The 19,448-nt window shown below is 77.3% G+C and carries 19 protein-coding genes; 12 read left to right on the top strand and 7 right to left on the bottom strand.

The features are described from left to right. Positions 1-31: 31 nt before the first annotated feature. From ACIQUR_RS29945 to ACIQUR_RS29935, 3 genes are all read right to left on the bottom strand, one after another. Positions 32-2,515 (bottom strand): SpoIIE family protein phosphatase, encoded by a 2,484-nt coding sequence (locus ACIQUR_RS29945; protein ID WP_403670862.1) that lies wholly within the window; start codon positions 2,513-2,515, stop codon positions 32-34. A 133-nt stretch (positions 2,516-2,648) separates the two neighbouring features. Then, on the bottom strand, positions 2,649-3,065 hold the full coding sequence (locus ACIQUR_RS29940) for a CBS domain-containing protein (protein ID WP_403670859.1): 417 nt from the start codon (positions 3,063-3,065) through the stop codon (positions 2,649-2,651). 599 nt (positions 3,066-3,664) lie between these two features. Beyond that, a complete protein-coding gene (locus ACIQUR_RS29935; protein WP_403670855.1) occupies positions 3,665-3,970 on the bottom strand; it encodes a hypothetical protein in 306 nt (101 codons plus the stop codon). Positions 3,971-4,735: 765 nt separating this feature from the next. Here ACIQUR_RS29935 and ACIQUR_RS29930 point away from each other — a divergent pair. From ACIQUR_RS29930 to ACIQUR_RS29890, 9 genes are all read left to right on the top strand, one after another. Then, positions 4,736-5,860, top strand: a complete 1,125-nt coding sequence (locus ACIQUR_RS29930) for a glycosyltransferase family 1 protein (protein WP_403670852.1) — start codon at positions 4,736-4,738, stop codon at positions 5,858-5,860. After that, on the top strand, positions 5,857-6,930 hold the full coding sequence (locus ACIQUR_RS29925; protein ID WP_403670849.1) for a glycosyltransferase: 1,074 nt from the start codon (positions 5,857-5,859) through the stop codon (positions 6,928-6,930). Before ACIQUR_RS29930 ends, ACIQUR_RS29925 begins: the two co-directional genes overlap by 4 nt. Continuing rightward, positions 6,927-7,934, top strand: coding sequence for a glycosyltransferase (locus tag ACIQUR_RS29920; protein WP_403670846.1), 1,008 nt, complete (start codon positions 6,927-6,929; stop codon positions 7,932-7,934). The genes ACIQUR_RS29925 and ACIQUR_RS29920 overlap by 4 nt, the downstream gene beginning before the upstream one ends. A 275-nt stretch (positions 7,935-8,209) precedes the next feature. Continuing rightward, positions 8,210-9,106, top strand: coding sequence for a glycosyltransferase family 2 protein (locus tag ACIQUR_RS29915; RefSeq protein ID WP_403670844.1), 897 nt, complete (start codon positions 8,210-8,212; stop codon positions 9,104-9,106). A gap of 150 nt (positions 9,107-9,256) precedes the next feature. After that, entirely contained in the window at positions 9,257-9,724 is a 468-nt protein-coding gene (locus tag ACIQUR_RS29910; protein ID WP_403670841.1) for a hypothetical protein, read from the top strand. Between the two features lie 95 nt (positions 9,725-9,819). Further along, positions 9,820-10,302, top strand: a complete 483-nt coding sequence (locus ACIQUR_RS29905) for an SRPBCC family protein (RefSeq protein ID WP_403670838.1) — start codon at positions 9,820-9,822, stop codon at positions 10,300-10,302. A gap of 11 nt (positions 10,303-10,313) precedes the next feature. Beyond that, positions 10,314-11,945 carry a phytoene desaturase family protein gene (locus tag ACIQUR_RS29900; RefSeq protein ID WP_403670836.1) on the top strand — a complete coding sequence of 544 codons (1,632 nt, stop codon included), beginning with the start codon at positions 10,314-10,316 and terminating at the stop codon, positions 11,943-11,945. 108 nt (positions 11,946-12,053) lie between these two features. Then, positions 12,054-13,025 (top strand): SDR family oxidoreductase, encoded by a 972-nt coding sequence (locus ACIQUR_RS29895; RefSeq protein ID WP_403670834.1) that lies wholly within the window; start codon positions 12,054-12,056, stop codon positions 13,023-13,025. 57 nt (positions 13,026-13,082) lie between these two features. Then, positions 13,083-13,787: a 2OG-Fe dioxygenase family protein gene (locus tag ACIQUR_RS29890; RefSeq protein WP_403670831.1), complete on the top strand. Its 705-nt coding sequence runs from the start codon at positions 13,083-13,085 to the stop codon at positions 13,785-13,787. A 141-nt stretch (positions 13,788-13,928) separates the two neighbouring features. Here the strand turns inward: ACIQUR_RS29890 and ACIQUR_RS29885 are convergent, their stop codons facing one another. Genes ACIQUR_RS29885 through ACIQUR_RS29870 form a run of 4 tightly spaced genes read right to left on the bottom strand, consistent with a single transcriptional unit; the run spans position 13,929 to position 17,120 of the window. Beyond that, the gene (locus ACIQUR_RS29885; RefSeq protein WP_403670829.1) at positions 13,929-15,077 is read right to left on the bottom strand and encodes a YbdK family carboxylate-amine ligase; all 1,149 of its coding nucleotides are present in this window, start codon (positions 15,075-15,077) and stop codon (positions 13,929-13,931) included. A gap of 3 nt (positions 15,078-15,080) precedes the next feature. After that, positions 15,081-16,163: an iron-containing redox enzyme family protein gene (locus ACIQUR_RS29880; RefSeq protein ID WP_403670826.1), complete on the bottom strand. Its 1,083-nt coding sequence runs from the start codon at positions 16,161-16,163 to the stop codon at positions 15,081-15,083. Further along, entirely contained in the window at positions 16,163-16,447 is a 285-nt protein-coding gene (locus ACIQUR_RS29875; RefSeq protein ID WP_403670824.1) for a CDGSH iron-sulfur domain-containing protein, read from the bottom strand. The genes ACIQUR_RS29880 and ACIQUR_RS29875 overlap by 1 nt, the downstream gene beginning before the upstream one ends. Beyond that, positions 16,431-17,120 (bottom strand): HemK2/MTQ2 family protein methyltransferase, encoded by a 690-nt coding sequence (locus tag ACIQUR_RS29870; protein ID WP_403670822.1) that lies wholly within the window; start codon positions 17,118-17,120, stop codon positions 16,431-16,433. Before ACIQUR_RS29870 ends, ACIQUR_RS29875 begins: the two co-directional genes overlap by 17 nt. A gap of 171 nt (positions 17,121-17,291) precedes the next feature. Here ACIQUR_RS29870 and ACIQUR_RS29865 point away from each other — a divergent pair, with 171 nt between their 5' ends. The 3 genes from ACIQUR_RS29865 to ACIQUR_RS29855 all read left to right on the top strand — a co-directional run bounded on the left by ACIQUR_RS29865 (position 17,292) and on the right by ACIQUR_RS29855 (position 19,280). Continuing rightward, positions 17,292-17,660 carry a hypothetical protein gene (locus ACIQUR_RS29865; protein ID WP_403670819.1) on the top strand — a complete coding sequence of 123 codons (369 nt, stop codon included), beginning with the start codon at positions 17,292-17,294 and terminating at the stop codon, positions 17,658-17,660. A 103-nt stretch (positions 17,661-17,763) separates the two neighbouring features. Continuing rightward, on the top strand, positions 17,764-17,961 hold the full coding sequence (locus ACIQUR_RS29860) for a hypothetical protein (protein ID WP_403670816.1): 198 nt from the start codon (positions 17,764-17,766) through the stop codon (positions 17,959-17,961). Positions 17,962-18,146: 185 nt separating this feature from the next. Continuing rightward, entirely contained in the window at positions 18,147-19,280 is a 1,134-nt protein-coding gene (locus tag ACIQUR_RS29855) for a glutamate--cysteine ligase (RefSeq protein ID WP_403670813.1), read from the top strand. The last annotated feature ends 168 nt before the right edge of the window (positions 19,281-19,448 follow it).

Below are 19,448 nucleotides of genomic sequence, written 5' to 3'. Positions count from 1 at the left end.
GCGCACGGGGGCCGCACCGGGCGGACCGCCGCTACGGCAGGTGCAGGCGCACGACGCAGGTGTCGTCCCGCCGCGCGCCGCGCCCCACCAGCGGTGACAGCAGTGCGCCGAGCGTTTCGCCCGGACCCGGCGCGCAGGTGCGCGCCGCGGTCGACGCCAGCCTGGCGAAACCCTCGTTCAGGTGCTCCGCGGGTTTCTCGACGAGGCCGTCGGTGTAGAAGAGCACCTGGTCGCCGGGGAGGAGGCGGCACCGCGCCTCCTCGAAGCGGGGGTCGGCGGTGGCGCCGAGCAGGACCCCGGCCGGCCGGTCGAGGTAGCCGGCCCGGCCGTCCCGGACCAGCAGGGGCGGAGGGTGTCCCGCCTGGGCCCAGGTGAGGCACCGCGCGGCGGGATCGTAGACCGCAATGATCATCGTGGCCGTGCCGAACCGGGCGTCGCCGGTGTGCAGCAGCAGCGTGTTCAGCCGGTGCAGTGCCTCCACCAGCGGGCTGCCGGTGACGATCATCCCCTTCGCGGTGAACCGCAGCTGCGCCATCGTGGCCACCGCGTCGAGCCCGTGGCCGGCCACGTCACCGACCACGAACAGGGCGTTCCCGTCCGGGAGTTCGATGGCGCTGTACCAGTCCCCGCCCACGTTGACCCCGTCCTCGGCGGGCCGGTACGCCACCTCCACGTCCAGCCCGGCCAGCCGCAGCGACTGCCCGGGGATCGGCAGCAGCGCGTGCTGGAGACGGGCGGCCAGGGTGCGCTCGGCCCGGAGCAGACCGCGCTGGTGCGCCACGGCCCGCTCGGAGCGCACCAGTTCGTCCTCGGCGTGCCGCTGGCGCGTCAGGTCCTGGAAGAGGCCGTGGACCTCGACGGGTGCGCCGGTGGCGTCGGCGACGGCCTCGGCGACGACGCGTACGTGCCGGACGCCGCCGGGGGCGGCGATGCGGACCGTGCGGTCCAGCGGTTCGGCGCGGTGCAGCAGGCGGTCGACGGCGTCGGCCGTCCCCGGCGCGTCCTCCGGGACGAGGTGGTCGGGGAGGTCCTTCCAGTCGACCGGTCCCAGGGACGGCTCCCGCTGGAAGATCGTGTAGACCTGGTCCGACCACTCGGCGGCCCCCGTGGCCGGATCCCACTGGCTCCAGCCCAGGTTGCCCAGCCGCTGCATGTCCGCCAGCCGGGTGGCCTCGCGGTCCTCCGCGTCGTGCGGGAGCCAGGAGACGACCAGGCGCCGGCCGAGCGGGACCGCCCGTACGGAGAAGGTGGTGTGCCGCGGACGGCCCGCGGTGACCTCCTCGTACGCGAACGGATCGCCCTCGTAGGCGGTGCCGGTCTCCAGGGCCTCCAGGAAGCCGCGCCACAGCGACGTGCCGAGGATCGTCGGGTACCGCTCCAGCAGGCGGGTGCCGGTCAGCTCCTTGCCCCGGCGGCGCGCGACGTCGAATGCCCCGGGCGACGCCGCGTCCACCCGGAAGTCCTCCACCGTGCCGTCCGGGCGCCGGAGCGGGGTGGCCACGATCACCGCGCCCGGCAGCGCGTCGAGCATCCGCTGCGCGTCCGCGTCCGCGTCCGCGTCCGGGCCCGCGTCCGGGGCCGTGCCCGGGGCACCTGCCTCCGCGGGCGCGGGCAGCGCACCGAGCGCCGCTCCGCACAGCCGCGCCGCGTGTTGGAGCAGGTCGCGGGTGGCGGGGTCGAACGGCTCGGCCCGGCCCCGGAGGAAGCCCACGGCCGCGATGTTCGCGCCGGGCGTCGGGCAGGGGAGCCAGGCACGGGTGGGCCACCGCTCCGGCTGCCCGATGAGCGTGTAGCGCTCCGCGTCCCGGCCGGGGTCCTCCAGCCACACGGGACGCCCCGTCTCCAGCGCACGCAGCGGTGCCACGGCGACGCCGGGCGGCAGGTGGCGCCACCGTCGGGCCAGGTCGGGGTCGAGTCCGGCGTCCCCCCACAGATCCGCCCCACCGCCCTCGGCGGCCGCGTAGATCACCACGCAGTCGACGCCGGTCGCCGCCCCGAGGTGCCGGTGCAGGCCCGCGGCCGCCCCGTGCGCGGAGCGCACCTGAGCCAGCGTCCCGGCCAGGGCGCTGGGGATGACGGTGCGTTCCACGTGGGCCGTACGCTCCGAGCGGTCGGTACGCTCCGTGCGCTCCTCACGTTCCACGGGGCGCGGGGGGCGCTCCGTACGGGTCCCCCCGCGGCCGGGAGGCCCGACCGGGGCGGTGGCGCGGACCGGTCCCGCCCCGAGGGCAGGCCGGTCCGCCCGGGGCGGCCGCGCGGCGTGTCCGTCGAGCACGGCCGAACACTCCACGGCCAGGGAGTGCCCGTACAGCTCCGCCCGGGCCACGAGGGCCGCGTACGCCTCGTGCGCCGAGAGGCACTCGGCGCCCATGAGCAGGCCCTTCGCCCGTTCCACGACGGCCCCTTCGGCCGCCGCGCGTCTCGCGTCGGCCAGTTCCTCGCGCAGCCTGGCCACGACTCTGGCCAGGGCGAGCGTTTCGGCCGGTCCGTGGGACTTCTCGGGGCGCCGGGTCATGATCCGAGCATCGCACGTGAACGGGCGACGGACGGTACGCGTTCGCGCCAGGGTCGACGCGGGCCTGCCCCGGCCGGTGGCCGCCGGCCGGGGCGTGGGCCGGAGGTGTCGGCCGGGGGTGTCGGTCGGGGCGTCAGTCGGAGGAGAGCGCCTGCAGGAGGTCGCCCACCTGGGGATCGGGCAGCGCGCGGGCCACGTCCGCCTGGGCGACCATGCCGACGAGGACGTGCCCGTCGATCACGGGCAGCCGGCGGACCTGGTGCTCGGCCATGGTGCGCATGATCTCGGTGGCGTCGTCGTCGGCGCCGATGGTGACGGCCTCGCCCTGGGCCAGCTCCCCGGCGGTACACGTTCCCGGGTCCTTCCCGGCGCCGAGGACCTTCACGACGATGTCGCGGTCCGTGAGCATGCCCTTGAGCTTGTCGTCGCTGCCGCAGATCGGCAGCGCGCCCACGCCGAGTTCGGTCATCTTCCGTGCGGCCGTCAGGACGCTTTCGTCCCAGCGGACGCAGGTGGCGTCGGGCGTCATGATCTGGCGTGCGGTGGTCATGCGGATGCCTCCAGTCCTTCCCGGCGCCCGCCGGGCGCCGGATCGCGGTGATCCGTGACCGGGCCGGGCAACGGGCACCCGACCCGGACCAGGCGCATGCCCGCGGGGCGCAGAGCCATGCGGCGGGTTCCGGCAAAGGCGACACGGCCTCTGGGGAGGGGCCCGGAGAGGCCGGACCGGGGCACTGCGCGACGGGCTGTGACGGCGTCCCGCGCACGGCGGTTCACCCCGCGGGGCGGGGATGCGCCACACGGTGCCGACGACCGCGGCGCGAGGGACGGGCACGGGCCTCGTCGGTCACCGCGCGGCCGGGGCGCCGGTCGGGCCCCGCCGATTCCCGATGGGCTCCATCGCGGGGTCCAAGCCGTTCCCCCAGGCAGACCCCTCCACGTGTCTGGCACCAGGGGTCGGCGGGGGCCGCCCGGGCCCGCGACGCCGCAGCCACCACGAGGGGTACCCCGCGTCCACGGGCGTCGAGACGCCGCCGACCATGCCGCCGCCGTCGGACTGTCGTCCCGGGCGCCCGGCACGAATCGGCGGGGGAGGCGGCGGACGCGCTCCGCGCCGGCCCGGCCGCACACCGGGCCGGCAGCCCCGCCCTACAGGTCCTGCGACTCCGCCACGTCGCAGTCGGTGAAGGCCGGCGGCCGGGTGGAGAGAGCGGCGAGCCGCGCCGCGAGCTCGCTCGTCTCCGGTGCCTCGCTGTTGGCCATGGCGTCCTCGTACGAGTCGAACTCCACGACGGCCAGGAAGCGGTTCGGGTTGGCGCGGTCGCGCAGCAGCATGCGGTGGGTGGGGCCGAGCTTGCGGCCCGACGCGCGCGCCGTCTCCTCGTACTGGTGGATGAGTTCGCGCATCTCGTCGGCGCGCTCGGTCTCGAATTCGATGATCTGCGCGAACTTCACGAGGTCCTCCAGCGGGCGGGGCCCTCAGGGGGGGGCCGGGACGTTTCCTGCGACCAAGCAAGCACCGGACGACGGCCCCGGCAACTCCGCGCACGGCCGAACGCAGCACGCGCCGGTACGGATGCGTCGAGCGCCCCCGGCCGGCACGCGCAGGAGGGAGGGGCCTCCCCGCGCCGGCGGCGCGGCCCCGCCCGGCCCCCGGCCGCGCCCGGTCGCGTCCGGCCGCGATGGCGGAGCGTCGTACGCCCGTCAGACCTCCGGCCCCGTTCCACAACGGCGCGCGGCCCCTCGCGGGCAACGGACAGGTCCGGAGGCCCGGTTCGGCCGACGCCCCGGAGGCCGAACCGCGCATCGCTCTGCCGGGCCGGACGGGGCGGCGCCGCCCTTCCGCCCGTCGACGCGTCGCCGGTCGCCCCGCAGCGACGAAGAGGGCCGTCCCTCCGTCGCGGACCGGTGGGGCCGCCCCGCGGCCCCACCGCATGGGCCGGTCGGGCGTGGGTAGCCGCTCAGCGACCAGGCGGGCCGTACGGCCGGCCATCCACGTCAGACGGGGAGGTGCCGGCCGTGGAAACGCAGGCGGACACCCAGCCGATCAGCAGTAACATTCCGGCCGACGAGCGCGTCCGCACGTGTCGTCCCGCGGTCGTCCGGCGGGCCGGGCCCCCCGGCGGCGCCGTCAGGGCACGCCCCGGCAGCCGGCCCGAGGCACCCCCCGACGGCCCGGAGTGGAACATCGTCCGGGGCGAGGACTAGGCGGCGCGGGCCGTGGCCCCCGCCGTCCCGCCGGCCGGCGGCACCCCGTACCCGCTGCTCCGCCGCCCCGCCCGGCGGCGTGAGATCCGGGTGGCGTCGGTGCCGTCCGGGCACGTGTACGTACGCCACATCCACGCCTCGGACGGCTCCGACGGCGTCACGCTGCTGCCGGACCCCCGCCCCAACGGCGCCCCCAGCACCTCCCAGCAGTGGTGGCCCCCCGTCATGCTCGACCCCGCGTGGGTCCGGGCCCACCACCCCTCCTTCGACGTCTACCACCTGCACTTCGGCTTCGACGCCCAGACACCGGAACAGCTGGCGGACCTGGTCGGCCAGCTGCGCCGGCACCGCAAGCCCCTCGTGCAGACCGTCCACGACCTCCGCAACCCCCACCACCCCGACCGCCGCGCCCACGACGCGGCCCTCGACGTCCTCATCCCCGCCGCCGACTGCCTGATCACCCTCACCCCGGGCGCGGCGGAGGAGATCGCCGCCCGGTGGGGCCGCGCCGCCCACGTGCTGCCCCACCCCCATGTCGTCGACGAGCCGGCGCTCTCCCGCCCCCGCGGAACCCGCGCCGGCTTCGTCATCGGCGTACACGCCAAGAGCCTGCGCCCCAACATGGCGCCCCTGCCCGTGGTGGCGGCCCTGGCGCGGATCACCGCCGCCCTCCCCGACGCCGTGCTCCGGGTGGACATCCACCCCGACACCCACGACCCCGGCTCGCGGGCGCACGACCCGGAGGTGGTCGCGGGCCTGCACGCGCTCGCCGCCCACGACCGGCTCGACCTGCGGGTGCACGACTACTTCGACGACGACACCCTCTGGACGTACCTCCAGTCCCTGGACCTGTCCGTGCTGCCCTACACGTTCGGCACCCACTCCGGCTGGCTGGAGGCCTGCCACGACCTCGGCACCGCCGTCGCCGTGCCGGACTGCGGCTACTACGCCCAGCAACGCCCCTGCCACACCTACCGGCACGGCCGGGACGGACTCGACGAGGAATCGCTGGAGGCGGCCGTCCGGCAGGCGTACGCCCACCGGCCCGCCTGGCGCGCGCACCCGCCCTCCCGCGCCGCCGAACGGCAGGCCCTGGCCATCGCCCACCGGGCGCTGTACGAAGCCTGCCTGCCATGAGCCGGCCGCTGCGCATCGCCCTGATCGCCTCGGCCCGCTACCCGATCCGCGAGCCCTTCGCCGGGGGGCTGGAGGCGCACACGTGGGCCCTGGCCGCGGCGCTGCGCAGCCGGGGCCACCGGGTCGCGCTGTTCGCCGCCCCCGGCTCCGACCCCGCCCTCGGCGTCCGCGAACTGCCCGTCCACACCCCCCGGCTGAGCGACGCCGCCCGGGCCGACCTGAGCATGACCGACCCGCTCGCCCTGGCCGAGCACCACGCGTACCTGCGGCTCATGCTCGACCTGTCGCCCAGCCGCGGCGGAGTCCCGTACGACGTCGTGCACAACAACAGCCTCCACTACCTCCCCATCGCCATGGCCCCGGCCGTGCCCGCCCCCGTCGTGACCACCCTCCACACGCCGCCCACCCCCTGGCTGGAGTCCGCGATCCAGGCCGACGCCACCGGCTCGGTGGTGTTCACCGCCGTCAGCGCCCACACCGCACGCGCCTGGCGGCCGCTGGTGAGCGCCGCGCGCGTGGTGCGCAACGGCGTCGACGTCCGGCGCTGGCCGGCCGGCCCCGGCGGGGGCGGCCTCGTCTGGTACGGCCGCATCGTGCCCGAGAAGGGGCCCGCCCTGGCCATCGCCGCGGCCGAGGCCGCCGCGCTGCCGCTGACGCTGGCGGGACCGGTCGTGGACCGGGCGTACTTCCGCGAGCGCGTCGTGCCGCACCTCGGCGGCCGGATCCGGTACGCGGGCCACCTGGCCGGCGCGGAACTCGCCGCCCTCGTCGGTTCGGCCTCGGCCACCCTGGTGACGCCCTGCTGGGACGAGCCGTACGGGCTGGTGGTGGCGGAATCGCTGGCCTGCGGCACCCCGGTGTGCGGCTTCGACCGCGGCGCCCTGGGCGAGATCCTCACCCCCGACTGCGGCCGGCTCGTCCCCTTCCCCGACGTACAGGCACTCACCGCCGCGATCGCGGGGGCCCGCGCGCTGAGCCGCCGCGCCTGCCGCGAGCGGGCCGAGTCCTTCTGCTCGGTCGGCCACATGACGGACCGTTACGAGGCCCTGTACGAGGAGCTGCTGTCGTGATCGGCTACTACGTCCACCACCAGGGGCTCGGCCACCTCCACCGGGCGCTCTGCGTGGCCGGGCAGGCCCGCAGCCCCCTCACCGGCCTGTCCAGCCTGGACCCCCCGGACGGCTGGCCGGGGGAGTGGGTGCGGCTGCCCCTCGACACCGGGGCGGAACCGGTGATCGACGTCCGCGCGCAGGGCCGCCTCCACTGGGCCCCCCTCCGGCACCCGGGCTATCAGGAACGCATGGCCGCCATCGCGGACTGGCTCGCCAGGACCCGGCCCGCGCTGCTGGTCAGCGACGTGTCGGTCGAAGTGGCCTGCCTGGCCCGGCTGATGGGCGTACCGGTGGTGGTGGCCGCCATGCGCGGGCGGCGCCGGGACCCGCCGCACCGGCTCGGCCACGACATCGCGCTGCGCCTGCTGGCACCCTGGCCCGCCGCCTTCCCGGAACCCGGCTGGCCCGCCCACTGGTACGAGAAGACCGTCTACACCTGTGCCTTCTCGCGGTCCGACGGCCGGACCGCGACCCGCCCACCGCCGCCCGTGCCGGGCGGACGGCGGCGGGTGCTGCTGATGCTGGGGGCCGGCGGCAGCCGCATCACCGCCGCCGAGGTGCGCGAGGCCCGCGCCGCCACCCCGCAGTGGGAGTGGGACGTGCTGGGCGGGCCCTCCGGGGACTGGTCGGGCGACCCGTGGCCCCGGATCTGCGCCGCGCACGTCGTGGTCACCCACGCCGGGCAGAACGCCGTCGCCGAGTGCGCGGCCGCCCGGCGGCCGGCGGTGATCCTCCCGCAGCCCCGGCCGTACGACGAGCAGTACGGCACCGCACGCGCCCTGGCGCTGGCCCGGCTCGCTGTGGTCCGGCCGGCCTGGCCGCCGGCACCGGAGTGGCCCGCCGTCCTGGCCGAGGCGGCCGCCCTGGACGGCGACGCCTGGGCCCGCTGGGCGCCCGGCGACGGCGCCCGCCGCGCGGCCCGCGCCCTCGACGAACTGGCAGGCACCCGATGGGACCCGTGACCCCGCCGGTCGGGACCCCGGCCTCCGGCACCGCACCTGCGTCCGGCGTCGCACCGCAGCCCCCTCCGCCGCCGTGGCCCCCGGGGGTGCCCCCGCCCGAACCGGCCCCCGACCCCACCGTCCGGCCCGGCGAGGCCCTCGTGCCCCCGCGGGACCGTGAGACGCCGGTGCGTGAGCCGCGGGACGGCGGCGCGCCGTTGCCCGGATGTCCCGACGAGGACCCAGGGTCCATTCGTACGGCTCCCTTGTCCCGCCGGGCCGGTGCGGGAGCCGGGGTGTCTGCTGCCGGCCCGGACCAGGGGGCGGTCGTGCGGGCACGGGAGTCCGCGTCGCCGTGCACGCCCGGCGGCGGCGGGCGGGTCGCGGTGGTCACGCCCGTCTCGGGGCGCCACCGGCACCTCGCCTTCCAGCAGGCCGGACTGGCCCGCGGCACCCGGCGGCCCGACCACTACGTCGTGGTCGCCATGGCCGACCCCGAGGCCGGCCGGATCGCAGCCGACGGCGATCCGCGCGGCGACGCCGTCCCGGTGCCCGTGCCCCGCGCCGGCCGGCTGCCGCTGGCCGCCGCGCGCAACGCGGGCGCCCGCCACGCCCTCGAAGCGGGGGCGCGCGTGCTCGTCTTCCTGGACGTGGACTGCGTGCCCGGCCCCGGCACCGTCGCCCGGTACGCCGCCGCCGCACGCGACGGCGTACTGCTCTGCGGCACGGTCGCCTACCTGCCGCCCCCGCCCGCTGCCGGATACCGGCTCGCCGACCTCCCGGAACTCGCCTCGCCGCACCCCGCCCGCCCCGACCCCGGTCCCGACGAGCTCGTGACCGGCGGCGACCCGGACCTGTTCTGGTCGCTGTCCTTCGCGGTCACGGCCGCCACCTGGGCCCGGATCGGCGGGTTCTGCGAGGAGTACACCGGGTACGGCGGCGAGGACACCGACTTCGCCCGCCTCGCGGACCGCGCCGGGGTGGGACTGGGCTGGCTGGGCGGCGCCCCGGCGTACCACCAGTACCACCCCGTGGAGGACCCGCCGGTGCGGCACCTGGACGACATCCTGCGCAACGGCGCGCTGTTCCGGCGGCGTTGGGGCCACTGGCCGATGCGCGGCTGGCTGCGGGAGTTCGCCCGCCTCGGACTGGCCCGCCACGACCCCGCCACCGACACCTGGTACGCCGCCTGAGCCGAACCGCCGGAGGCCCGGCCCGACGCCGGGTCCGCCCCGCGGGCCCGGCCCGGTGCCCGGCCACCCTGGAGCGGGCCCGTACCGCCCCGGAACGGGTGCCCGGAGCCCCAACCGGTTGAGCACGGTGAACGGGGGCAGCAGCGGGGCATGGACCGAAGACCGGCCGCGCGCTCCTCCACGGCGCTCCCGGCGCCCGAGGAACTGCTCGGCATCGCACGACAGGTGGGCCGCGACTACCCGCGCTGGCGCGAGCGGCTCAGGGCCTCCGCGGACGAGGGCTGCTGGGTCCAGCTCTTCAAGGCCGGCCCGCTCGGCGTCTGGGCGGTCGGCTGGGACCACGTACCGCCCGGCACCTGCTACCTGGACCACGAGGACGTCCGCGGCGCCGTCTACGTGGCCCGCGGCACCCTCCTCCACGAACGGGTCCGCTTCGGCAGCGCCCCCCACTCGACCCAGGTCTCCGCGGGCGACGGCTTCTGCTTCGACGAGACCTTCTACCACCGGATGCAGGCGGCGCGCGAGCACGGTCCGACCGTCAGCGTGCACGTCTTCGCCGTGGAACGCCCGGACGACGACGCGCCCCCGCCCGGCCGGCACCCGTCCCCGTTCGGCTGAGCCCCGCTCCGCCGCGGGAGTGTGCTGCGGGCGCGCCGGGGTAGGCGCAGCCTCACGACCCCCGTAGACGGCACGCAGGCGAAGGAGGACGAGGGATGGCGCTGAGGCACCAGCTCGTCGAGGCCCCTCCCGAACGGTTGTGGGCGGTCCTGGCCGACCCCGGCCTGTACGGCCGGTGGGTGGTCGGGCCCACCGGATCGCGCCCCGTCGACGGCGACTGGCCGGACCCGGGAGCGCGCCTGGAGTACACCGTCCGGCTGGGCCCGTTCTCCGGCTCGGGCGTCACCACCGTCCGGGCGGCGGATCCCGGCCGGCTCCTGGAACTGGAGGCGGACAGCGGCCGGCTCGGCACCGCGAGGATCGCCATCGAACTCAGGCCCTGGGGCGAGCACACCCTCGTCATCGTCGACGAGCACCCGCTCCGCGGCCCCGGCGGCGCGCTGCACAGCGCACCGCTGGACACCCTGCTGCACGTACGCAACCGCCGCATGCTGCGCCGGCTGGCCGAGCTGGTCGAGGAGCGGCCGCACACCGGGGTGCGGTCCGCCGCCGCCCCGGCCGGCGGCGGCGGACCCTGAGAGGAGAGCCGATGCCCGACGCGGTGGTGATCGGTGCCGGCCCCAACGGACTCGTGGCGGCGAACGTGCTGGCCGACGCGGGCTGGAGCGTCGAGGTCCTGGAGGCCCAGCCGGAACCGGGCGGAGCCGTCCGCAGCGACCGCCGGGTCCACCCCGACTACGTGTCCGACGTCTTCAGCGCCTTCTACCCCCTGGCGGCCGCGTCCCCCGTGCTCGACCGGCTGGAGCTCGGCCGGCACGGGCTGCGCTGGTCCCGGGCGCCCAGCGTCCTGGCCCATCCGCTGCCCGACGGCCGGTGCGCCGTGCTGGAGGACCGGGTGGACGCCACCGCCGCCGGCCTGGACGCCTTCGCGCCCGGTGACGGAGCCGCCTGGCGCGACCTCTGCGCGACCTGGGACAGGATCGGCCCCGATCTGCTGCGGTCCCTCTTCACCCCCTTCCCGCCCCTGCTGCCCGCCCTGCGACTGCTTCCCCGGCTCCGCGCCGCCGGCGGCCTGCACCTGGCCCGCAGCATGCTGCTGCCGGTGCGCCGGCTGGGGGAGGAGGAGTTCGGCGGGGACGGCGGACGGCTCCTCCTGGCGGGCAACGCGCTGCACGCCGACCTGGCCCCGGAGGCCGCCGGCAGCGGCGGCTTCGGATGGCTGATGTGCATGCTCGGGCAGACGTACGGGTTCCCGGTCCCCGTCGGCGGCGCCGGCGCCCTGACGGCGGCCCTCGTCCGCCGGTTCGAGGCCGCCGGGGGAGTGCTGCGCTGCGGGACCCCGGTCCGGGAGGTCGTCGTCCGGCAGGGCCGGGCCGTGGGGGTCCGTACGGCCGACGGCGGCGGGGTCGCCGCCCGCCGCGCGGTCCTGGCCGACGTGGCCGCCCCCGCCCTGTACGGCGGGATGGTCGACGAGGCCCTGCTGCCCGGCCGGCTGCTGGCGGACCTCAAGGCCTTCCACTGGGACTTCGCGACCGTCAAGGTCGACTGGGCGCTGAACGGTCCGGTGCCCTGGACGGCCCCCGGCGCCGCCGGAGCCGGTACGGTCCACCTCGCCGACGGCGTCGACGCGCTCACCCGCTTCGCCGCCCAGATCGCCATGGGCCAGGTGCCGGACGAACCGTTCCTCCTGATGGGCCAGATGACCACCGCCGACCCGGCCCGGTCACCGGCCGGCACCGAGTCGGCCTGGGCCTACACCCACGTCCCGCAGCACGTCCGCGGGGACGCCGGCGGCCAGGGGCTGAGCGGGACCTGGGACCACGGGGAGCAGGAGCGGATGGCCGACCGGGTCGAGGACCAGATCGAACGCCACGCGCCCGGCTTCCGCTCCCGGGTCCTGGCCCGGCGGGTCCTCGCCCCGCCCACCCTGGAAGGGCTCGACGCCAACCTGCACGGCGGTGCGATCAACGGCGGCACCGCCGCCCTCCACCAGCAGCTGTTCTTCCGACCGCTGCCGGGCACCGGGCGGCCCGAAACCCCAGTACGCGGCCTCTACCTGGCCTCCGCCAGCGCGCACCCCGGCGGCGGCGTGCACGGCGCGCCCGGCGCCAACGCCGCCCGCGCCGCCCTGCGAGGCCGCCACACCGGCCGCCTGCTGACCCGCACCCAGCGCGCCCTGACCCGCCGCGACCGCAAGGGCCGACCGACGAGCCCCCCATGACCACCCCCACCCCCGGACCGGGCACCATCCCCGTCCCGGCCAGGGTCCGGTGCGGGGCCGCGCGGGGAGGGCCCGCACGGGCCGATCCCGCCCCCGAAGGAGGCGTACATGGGACCGCATGACAGTCCGCTGCGCGGCCGGGTGGCCGTCGTCACCGGCGCGGCCCGCGGGCTGGGCGCCGGGCTGGCGCGGGAGCTCGCCGGCCGCGGCGTCCGCACGGCGCTCGTCGGGCACGAGGGAGACCGCCTCGCCAACGTCGCCGCGCCCTTCGGCGCCCTGGCCGCCTGCTGGGAGGCCGACGTCACGGACGACGCGGCCATGGCCCGCGTCGCGCGCGAGGTGACGGCTGCCCTCGGACCGCCGTCCGTCGTGATCGCCAACGCCGGACTCGCCGAAGGCGGCCCCTTCCCCACCTCCGACCCCGCCACCTGGCGACGCGTGGTCGAGGTCAACCTCACCGGGAGCGCCACGACCGCCCGCGCGTTCCTGCCCGCGCTCCTGGACACACACGGCTACTTCCTCCAGATCGCCTCCCTCGCCTCCTTCGGCGCCGCACCGCTGATGAGCGCGTACTGCGCCTCGAAGGCCGGCGTGGAGGCCTTCGCCCACTGCCTGCGCGCCGAACTCGCCCATCGCCACGTCGGCGTCGGCATCGCGTACCTCAACTGGACCGCCACCGACATGATCGAGGACGGCGACCGGTACCCGGTGCTGCGCGAACTCCGCGCGCACATGCCGCCCCCGGCCCGCCGGGTGTACCCGGTGGCCACCGTCGCCGCCCGCCTGGTGGACCGTACCGAGCGCCGCGCCGCGGCCGTCTACATCCCCGCCTGGCTCCGGGCGGTCCAGGTGGTGCGCGCGGGCCTGCCGCCCCTGGTCACCCGGGTGGCACGCCGCGACCTGCCGCGCCTCGCGGCCGCCGGGGACCTCGGATCCACGGGCCTGCTGGGCGCGGGCGGCCGGGCGGACGCCGTGGCAGCCGACCGGCAGACCGGAGGCCCCGGCACCGCGGCCGCCGCCACCACCGCCACCGCCACCGGCGGCCGGCCGGGCGGAACGGACCCCCGCACCCGGAGCTGACCAGCCCGCACCCGCCCCGCACCGCATGGGCGGCGCCGGCCCGGGCACACGCCCGCCATGGACCACACACGCACCCTCGACGCGCTGGCCGGCCCCGGATACTGCCTGCTCCCGCCCGACGAGGTCGGCGGGCGCCTCGGCGCCGACCGGCACCGCTGGGCCGAGTTCGACCGGCACTGGGACCACCTGGTGACCGACCCGTACACGGAACCGGCGGGCACGCACCGGCTGCGGCGCTACGGCCACTTCGGCATGAGACCGGGCCGCCCGGCGGAGCCCCGCCCGCACGGGGACTTCCTGCAACCGGAGGACAGCAACCCGCTGTACGTCGGCAAGGGCCGTGCCTTCGCCCCGCTCACCGGCGAGTTCACCGCCGATCCGCTGCTGGCGGGGCTGCTGGACCTGCTCGCCGAGGCGGCCGCCGTCCTCGCCGAGCCTCCCGAGTGGACGGTGAAGGTTCACCCCTTCCGGGTCACGGCCACCGGCGGCCGGGGCGGCGAACCCACCCCGGAGGGCGTCCACCGCGACGGAGTCACCCTGGTCTCCTCCCTGCTGGTGTCCCGGGTGAACGCGGAGGGCGGCGAGAGCACCGTCTACACCCCCTCCGGAGACCCGCTGCTCAGCACCGTCCTGAGCGAGCCGGGCACGCTGCTGCTGGGTGACGACCGGCGCACGCTCCACGGGGTCACCGCGGTCACCCCCGGCGACCCGGACCACCCCGCCCACCGCGACGTCCTGGTCATCACCTTCGCCACCCCCTGAGCGGCCCGCCAGAGCGGGCCCTGAGTGGGGGGCCCTGAGCGGGCCCCGAGCGGTCCCCTGAACGGCCCACGCCTGGCGCCCCGTTCGCAGGCCCCGTCCGCACACTCCGCCGGAGCCCCACGCCCCCCGGCGCCCACCCCCTCACGGGAGGCCCGCCCCGCCCTCCTCCGGCACCCGCTCCGTCGCCTCCACCAGCCACCGCACCGCTGCCCCGAGCCCGCCGGGCCCCGCCGCGGCCGCGCGCTGGGCGGCCGCCCCCGTCACCCGCCCGCCCCCGACGACGCCGGACAGCACGGACCGTACGAAGTCCAGCTCACCGGTCTCGGACAGGGCCTCCCCGACGTGCTCCAGCAGCCCCCGCAGCAGCTCCGCGCCCGGCCCGAGGCGGCCGGCGAGCAGATCGACGCCGGGGGCCGTCGGCCCGTCCCTGGCCGCCTTCCAGTACGCGGCCCGCACCTCCTCCGCCGCGACCGGCGGCCCCACGTCACCGGCCCGCACCGCCCGCAGCGACACCCGCACGAGGGCGCGTACCAGCCCCGCCAGTGCCACCGCGTCGTCGAGTTCCGGCACCACGTCCAGGCACCGGACCTCCACGGTGGGCAGCCGGGGGTTGGGCCGCACGTCCCAGAACGGCAGCGCGGCGTCCAGCATGGCCTCCGAGGCCGCGATCAGCCGCGCCGTCCGCCCGGCACCGGCCGCCGAGGCGGCGTACGGAGGGGGCCCCAGGCACGGGAACCGCAGCCGCACCACCGAGCGCCAGCTCGCGTAGCCGGTGTCCCGGCCCTGGTGGTACGGGGAGTTGGCGCCCAGCGCGACGAGCAGCGGCAGCCAGGGGCGCAGGTGGTTGCCGACCAGCAGCGCCTCCTCCGCGTCGGGGCAGTGGACGTGGACGTGCTGGGCGGAGACCGCGAAGTCCGCCATCATGCCCCGGTACTGGTCCGTCCCGGCCCGGTACCGGGGGTGGTCCGCGACGGCCGCCGGGTCCACCCGGCCGAGCACCGGAGTGCCGGAGGCGCACAGCCGCAGGCCGTGGGCGCGCGCGGCGCCGGCGGCCGCCCGCCGCGCCGCGGCCAGTTCGGCCCGGAGCCGGTCGAGGCCGGCGCACGGCGGGGTGCGGGTCTCCACCTGGTAGAGCGTGAACTCGCCCGTGACGGTCCCGCCGTGACCGGCGGCGCGCGCCGCGGCCACCACCTCCGCCGCGCGCGGCCGGATCCGCCCGGTGCCGGGGTCGACCAGGAAGAACTCCTCCTCGACCCCGAGCAGCGGTGCTCCGGAACCGCCGCCGGGCACCGGTCACTCCCCGGGCAGCGGGCGGCGCAGCGCCGACGTCCCGGCGGTCCAGCGGGCCCGCAGGTGGTCCGCGAGGCGGTCCTCCAGCAGGCCGGTGGCCGCGCACCCGAAGGCGACGTCGGCCTCCAGGGCGGGTTCGGACCGGAGCAGTCCGCCGACCACGCCGTGCCGCACGACCTGTTCGTGCACGGCGTCCGCCTCGACGTGCTCGGCGTAGAAGTGCTCGGCCGCCGGCCCCGCGCCGCAGCGCCGCATGGCACCGGCCAGCCGCCGCGAACCGGGCGAGGACGTCACCTCGACCCAGGCGAAGTGGCCGACCAGCGCCCCGCGCAGCTCCCGGTGCAGACCGAACAGCGACATCAGGTTGACCGTGGCGAGGACGGCGGCGGGCGCCTGCTCCAGGTAGCCGCCGTACGCGGGATCCAGCCCGAGACCGGCCATCAGGTCCGCGAACAGGCGGGCGTGCACCCGCTCGGCCCGGCCGGCGCCGAACTCGTCGTACTCGATGGCCGCCATCGCCGCCTTGGCCTCACCCGTGAGCCGCGGCAGCACCCACGCGTGCGGGTCCGCCTCCTTGAGGTGGTACAGGGAGCGCAGGGCGGCGTACTCGCGCAGCTGCCACAGCTCGCCCTCGGTCTCCAGGAAGTGGCTCAGGCTCCCCTCGGGGTCGGCGGGCTCCTCCAGCAGCGGGCCGAACGCCGCGTCCACGGTCGCGGGTACGTCGTCCAGCGCGGCGCGCAGCGCGGTGAGCATCCGGAACTCCAGCCGGGCGCGCAGCCGCAGCAGGTCCGGGTCCCACTCCAGGGCGTCGGACACGCCGGCGAAGCCGCGGTAGTGCAGCTCGTAGAGGACGTACAGCGCCAGCTGGAGGTCCTCGCCCCACGGGTCCGCCGCCGCCACGCCGCCGGCCGCCGTCACGTCCCGTCCGGGCCCGTCCGGCACCGGCGCGGTACCGGTGCGCAGGGCGTCCAGCACGGACGCGGACAGCGGCCCGCGGGCGCCGGGAAGCGGCGGCGGGCCGCCGTCCGGCCCGGCCACTCCGCTCCGGCGCTCCGCCGGGCTCTCGGTCGCGGTGGGCGGGGTCATCACTCGTCCTCCTTCTCCTCGGAGCCGGTCGCCGCGGTACGCGCGGGGGCGCGCCGGCGGCGACGGTGACTGGTGTCGCACCACGGCGGGGTGCGCGTGCGCCGGCAGGTGCACAGGGCCACGGCGAAGCGGTCGGAGACCGCGGTGCTCCCGTCCGGCATCAGCACCTCGACGGGCCCTTCGAGCAGCACCGGCCCGCCGGGCTCGAACCGCACCCGGCAGACGTCCCCGGCTTCCTCCGGCGCGGCTTCGGGGGCCCCGGGGGTCTCAGGCGTACCGGCCACGGATGACCACCAGTTCCTCCCGGTCCTCGCCCGGCGCGGCGAAGCCCTTCTCCGTCAGCCACGCCCGGCGCCCGCGCAGCACGGGCCCCCAGCCGATCCGCCGGCGCACCTCGACCCGCGCCGAGATGCCGCCTCGCGCCAGCATCGCCAGGGTGCGCTCGCTGTCGCACATGGCGGAGTGGACCATCAGCAGCACACCACCGGGCCGCAACAGGGACGGGGCAGCCGCGCAGATCGGGTCGATCACGGCCCGGCCGTCGCCGCCGGCGTCCCACGCGCGCCGTTCCCCGCGGGCCGGCAGCTCGGGGTCCGGCGAGGGCACGTAGGGGGGATTGGCGAGGACGAAGTCGTAGCGGGGCCCGCGGCCGGCGTGTACGGCGAAGTCGCCGTGCCGCACCTTCACGGGCAGGCGGCGGCGCCGCGCGTTCAGCCAGGCGGCCAGCACCGCCGCCCACGACGCGTCGACCGCCGTGACGGCGGCACCGGTCTCGGCGGCGCGCAGCGCGACCACTCCCGTCCCGGTCCCGATGTCGAGAACCGACCGGCCGGGCCCGAGGTCCTCGCGGGCCACGGCAGCCTCCAGCAACCGGCTGTCGGCCTGCGGCCGGTACACCCCGGGCAGGGCGACCAGCCGGTCACGGACGGCACCCCCGGCACCTGCGGCAACGGCCATCGTCCACCTCCATGCGCACGGAAACTCCAGTGATCACCGCGCCTACCCCGAACCCCGGTCCGCATCCCACCCACCTCGCGCCCACCACCGGCAACGGATTGCCCGACGTCCCCCGGGGCAGGCGCAGGGCCGGAACGGACGCGCACCACGACGCGAACCAGGAGGCCCCCGATGGCCGCACACCCGAAGTCACACCCCCCGCACGGCGAGGGCCCCAGCCGCCACGAAGGCACGGAACAGCACGGCTGGGCGGTCGACGTCGACTCGACGCACACCGAGGAGAACCCGAGCGCCCGGCGCTCCTTCGACACCCCGCCCCGGCGCCCCGAGCGCACGGGCCCGCCGCCCGAGCCGGACGAGGGCGTCCCGGTCGAGAGCACGAGCACGAGGGGCGAGGACCACGCCCGCCGCCCCCAGAAGGGCCACCACGACACGGGCCCCCGCGGCCGCTCCCAACGCCCCAGCGGCACCAAGGACGCCTCCGCGTACACCGGCATAGCCCCGAAGAACACCCCCCACGACCCACCCCCCGAGGACTGAGCGCCGCCGTCTCGCTCCTCCCCGCGCGCAGCGGCCCCGGCGCACGTCCCGGCTGACGGGGCCCGCCGTCCGGCCCAGTACGCTCCCCGCGGGAGGGGGTGTCGTGGAGTCACTCGGAAGTCTGGTCGTGGCCGTGGTCTGGGGCGTTCCGCTGGTCGCTCTGGCGGGCGGCGTCCTGGCGGGCGTCGCCGTCACGCGCTGGCGCCGCCGCGCGATCCGGTCGATGGAACGCGCCGAGGCGGAGCACGACGGGCAAAGGGAACGCGCCTGGGCGGAGCACGACGGGCCGTCCCGGACCTGACGCGAGCCGGGCCCGGCGTCCGGGTTTGGGCGGGGGGAAAGCGGTCAGACGACTGCCATCGTCGCCTCGACAGGAAGGTTCGGGATGGGGACCATGATGCTGCTCACCGCTCCCGCGTTGCTCGCACTGCTGCTGGCCTGCTCCGGCGGCGGCCGGCACGCGCGGCACCGTAGCGGGGGGTCGCGATGACGGCCGCCGTGCGGAGCGTCGGCGTCGAGGAGGAACTGCTGCTCGTCGCCCGCAAGACCGGCGAGCCGCTCGCCCTCTCCGCGGCCGTGCTCGCCGCCGCGTCCCGTGCGGCGCCCGACGGGCAGGACGAGGCGTTCGAGAAGGAGCTCAAGAACGAGCAGGTCGAATTCGCGACCCGTCCCGTCACGTCCATGGGCGAGCTGGCCGAGGAGATCGGCCGCTGGCGGGCGGAGGCGGCCCGGCACGCCGCCGGCGTCGGTGCGGGCGTCGCCGCGCTCGCCACCTCCCCGCTGCCCGTCCAGCCGTCGATGAGCCCGGGGGAGCGGTACCGGTGGGTCGGCGAGCAGTTCGGGCTGACCGCCCAGGAGCAGTTGACCTGCGGGTGTCACGTCCACGTGTCGGTCGAGTCCGACGAGGAGGGCGTCGCCGTCCTGGACCGGATCCGACCCTGGCTGCCGGTCCTCACGGCCATGAGCGCCAACTCACCCTTCTGGCAGGGCGCCGACACGGACTACGGCAGCTACCGCAGCCGCGTGTGGAACCGCTGGCCGTCCGCCGGTCCCACCGAGGTCTTCGGCACCGCGGACCGCTACCACCGGCAGGTCGCGGACATGCGCGCCACCGGGGTGCTGCGGGACGCGGGCATGGTCTACTTCGACGCCCGGCTGTCGGCGAACTACCCGACGGTGGAGATCCGTACGGCCGACGTCTGCCTCCACGCCTCCACCGCCGTCCTGCTCGCCACGGTGTCCCGCGCCCTGGTGGAGACCGCGGCCCGCGCCTGGCGGGCGGGCGACCCGCCGCCGCGCATCGGCGTCGGCCTGATGCGCCTGGCGTCCTGGCGGGCCGCCAGGTCCGGGCTCGACGGGCCGCTGATCGACCCCCGCTCCATGGCGCCGGCCCCGGCCGCGGCCGTGGTGGAGGCGCTCCTGGAGCACGTACGGGACGCGCTGGAGGACAGCGGAGACCTGGAGGACGCGCGCAAGGGCGTCGCGTACCTGCTGGAGCGGGGCAACGGCGCCCGCGCGCAGCGCGACGTCCTGCGCGAACGCGGCGACCTGGCCGCGGTGGTGGAGGAGTGCTGCCGCATCACCACCGAGGTTCCGTACCATCCGCGCGGGGGCGGGTGAGCGGGGAGACGGGTCACAGGCCCGGGCGGCGGCCCGTCACGCCGCGCCGCGGCCCTCCGCCCGGGCCCGCTGCCCTGCGCGTCGGGCAGCGGTCCCACACCTCAGGGCCGCGGTCCCACCCCTCGGGCCGCGGTCCCACACTTCGGGCCGCGGCCCCACCCCTCGGGC

Origin of the sequence: Streptomyces sp. NPDC101132, assembly GCF_044759225.1 — a bacterium.
GTDB lineage: Bacteria > Actinomycetota > Actinomycetes > Streptomycetales > Streptomycetaceae > Streptomyces.
The sequence above is the reverse complement of the archived record's forward strand: the minus strand, read 5'-3'. Positions and strand labels throughout refer to the sequence as shown.